4 protein-coding genes are annotated in these 2,448 nt (G+C 67.6%); 1 reads left to right on the forward strand and 3 read right to left on the reverse strand.

The genetic code is table 11. The annotated features are described in order from the left end of the window. The coding region (locus LQV45_RS25830; RefSeq protein WP_230009494.1) for a P-loop NTPase at nucleotides 1-916 on the forward strand (916 nt) is incomplete at its 5' end. Nucleotides 917-950: 34 nt separating this feature from the next. On the opposite strand, the gene LQV45_RS25835 is transcribed toward LQV45_RS25830, so the two are convergent. From LQV45_RS25835 to LQV45_RS25845, 3 genes are all read right to left on the reverse strand, one after another. Then, nucleotides 951-1,391 carry an SRPBCC domain-containing protein gene (locus tag LQV45_RS25835; RefSeq protein WP_230009496.1) on the reverse strand — a complete coding sequence of 147 codons (441 nt, stop codon included), beginning with the start codon at nucleotides 1,389-1,391 and terminating at the stop codon, nucleotides 951-953. A 103-nt stretch (nucleotides 1,392-1,494) separates the two neighbouring features. Next, nucleotides 1,495-1,908, reverse strand: a complete 414-nt coding sequence (locus tag LQV45_RS25840) for a YccF domain-containing protein (RefSeq protein WP_028275466.1) — start codon at nucleotides 1,906-1,908, stop codon at nucleotides 1,495-1,497. A 142-nt stretch (nucleotides 1,909-2,050) separates the two neighbouring features. Next, a partial coding sequence (locus LQV45_RS25845; protein ID WP_230009498.1) for a YceI family protein occupies nucleotides 2,051-2,448 on the reverse strand: 398 nt, incomplete at its 5' end.

Consider the following 2,448-nt stretch of genomic DNA (forward strand, 5'->3'; position numbering starts at 1 on the left):
CGCCCAGCGCGGCATCCCGTTCAACGCGCCGGGCTCGCTGACCAAGGTGTACGCCCTCGCCAGCGGCAAGGGCGGCGTGGGCAAGTCCTCGGTCACTGTCAACCTGGCGTGCGCCCTGGCCGCCCAGGGGCTCCGTGTAGGGATCGTGGACGCGGATGTGTACGGTTTCTCCGTTCCGGCGCTGATGGGCATCACACAGGCCCCCACGCGGGTGGACGACATGATCCTGCCGCCCGTGGCCTACGGGGTCAAGGTCATCTCCATCGGCATGTTCGTCACCGGGAACCAGCCCGTGGCGTGGCGGGGCCCGATGCTGCACCGGGCGCTGGAGCAGTTCCTCACCGACGTCTACTTCGGCGACCTCGACGCCCTCTTCCTGGACCTGCTGCACCGCTGGGGCGATGAACACCGGAAGTACCACGGCCGCACCCACCTGCTGGCGGTGCTGGAAGCCCTGGACCTGCTGTGCGATCCGGCCGTTCCGCCCCGGACCGTGCTGCTGGCCGCCTGGTTCCACGACGCCGTCTACCGCGGCGTGGCAGGCCAGGACGAGGAAGAGTCGGCGCGGCTGGCCGACGACCGGCTCCGGCATGCCGGACTCCCGGCCGCCGAGGTGGACGAAGTGGTGCGCCTGGTGCTGCTGACGGCCGACCACTGTCCGGAGCCCGGAGACGACGACGGCGCTCTGCTCAGCGACGCCGACCTCTCCGTCCTCGGCGGGGAACCGGAGGCCTACGCCCGCTACCTCGCCGCCGTCAGGGAAGATTTCGCCCACATCGGCGACGCCGACTTCGCCGCCGGCCGCGCCGCCGTCGTCCGCCAGCTGCTGCAGCTCGATCCGCTCTTCCATACCGACCGCGGCCGGACACTGTGGCTGGACGCGGCCCGCCGGAACCTGCAGGGCGAACTCGCGTGAGCCGTGTGCCGGCCTCCCACCGGCGGCCGGCGGCTCAGGCAGCCACGCTGAGGTGATTCGCCAGCCGGTCGAACGACTCGCGCCACCCTTCGCCATGGCGGTCGCGGCTTTCCGCGGAGTCGAACGGCCCCTGGGTGAAGGTCATCTGCGTGCCGCCGTCGATCTCCTCCAACCGGATCGTCACCTCGGTCTCGAAGCCGCGGGTTCCGTCCGGCTTGTCCCAGGCATGGGTGAACACGAACAGGTGCGGCGGCTCGACATCGGTATGCACCCCGCTCCACCAGAATTGCTGCCCGGTACTGTCCTGGATCATGCAGGCGCGGTACAGGCCGCCGACTTCGAGGTCCGCGTCGACGCTCTCACGCGGGACGTGGAAGCCGCGCGGGCCCCACCACTGCGGAGCCTGGTCCGGGTCCGTCAAAGCCGACCACACGCCCTGGATCGGCGCCCTGAACTCGCGGACAATGACCAGCATGAGGTCCGTGTCGCCGTTTGCCGTTTGGCTCATGGTCCTCTCCCTCGGATTGCTTGAACTGACAGGCGAAGTGCCCCCGGCCTGCTGGCTGCGCTGCCGCCGCCTAGCGCCGGCCGGGGCTGTAGGCGGTCACATACGGGGTGTTGCTCGGGATGATTTGTTTGCCGAGCGGCATCAGCGAGATGGGTATGAGCTTGAGATTGGCGATCGCCAGCGGAATGCCGATAATCGTGATGGCCATGGCGAAGGCCGTAACGACGTGCGCGATCGCGATCCAGATCCCGGCCACAAGCAGCCAGATGACATTTCCCACCAGGGTGAATATGCCGTTGCCGCCGGGCTTGTCCACCACCATGCGGCCGAACGGCCACAAGGCATAGGACGCGATGCGGAACGAGGCTAGGCCCCACGGAATGGTGACGACCAGGAGGCAGCAGACGACGCCGGCCAGGAAATATCCCAGGGCAAGCCACAGGCCGCCGAAGAGCAGCCAGATGATGTTCAGGAGTGTCTTCATGGATTAATTCTCGCCCGTAGGAGTGACATTCGGATCAGTGGTTTACCCGGAAAGATCCCCGACTTTCGCGCCCAACCCCGGACAGGTTTCCACGAGCCCGGTCCACGGGTGCCCGTCCGGGTTGGGCCCGCCTCGTCGGTGCTTAGGTATCGGCCTGTTTGACCATGGCGGCCTCAACGTTGATCTTGACCTTGTCGCTGACCAGCAGGCCGCCCGCTTCAAGGGCAGCGTTCCACGTCAGGCCAAATTCCTTCCGGCTGATGTCCGCCTCGGCACTGAATCCGGCCCGGGTGGCGCCGAAGGGGTCCACCGCCACACCGGTGTACTCGACTTCGAGCTCCACCGGCTTGGTGACGCCACGGATTGTGAGCTCGCCGGTCAGCACATAGTCTTCCCCCTCGCCCCGGATCCCGGTGGCCCGAAAAGTCATGTCGGGGAACTGCTCAACGTCGAAGAAGTCCGGGCCGCGGACGTGGCCGTCGCGGTTGGCGTCGCCCGAATCGAAGCTGGCGGTCTTGACCGTGGCGTGCAGGCTTGCGT

It is taken from the genome of Microbacterium sp. Bi128, assembly GCF_918698205.1.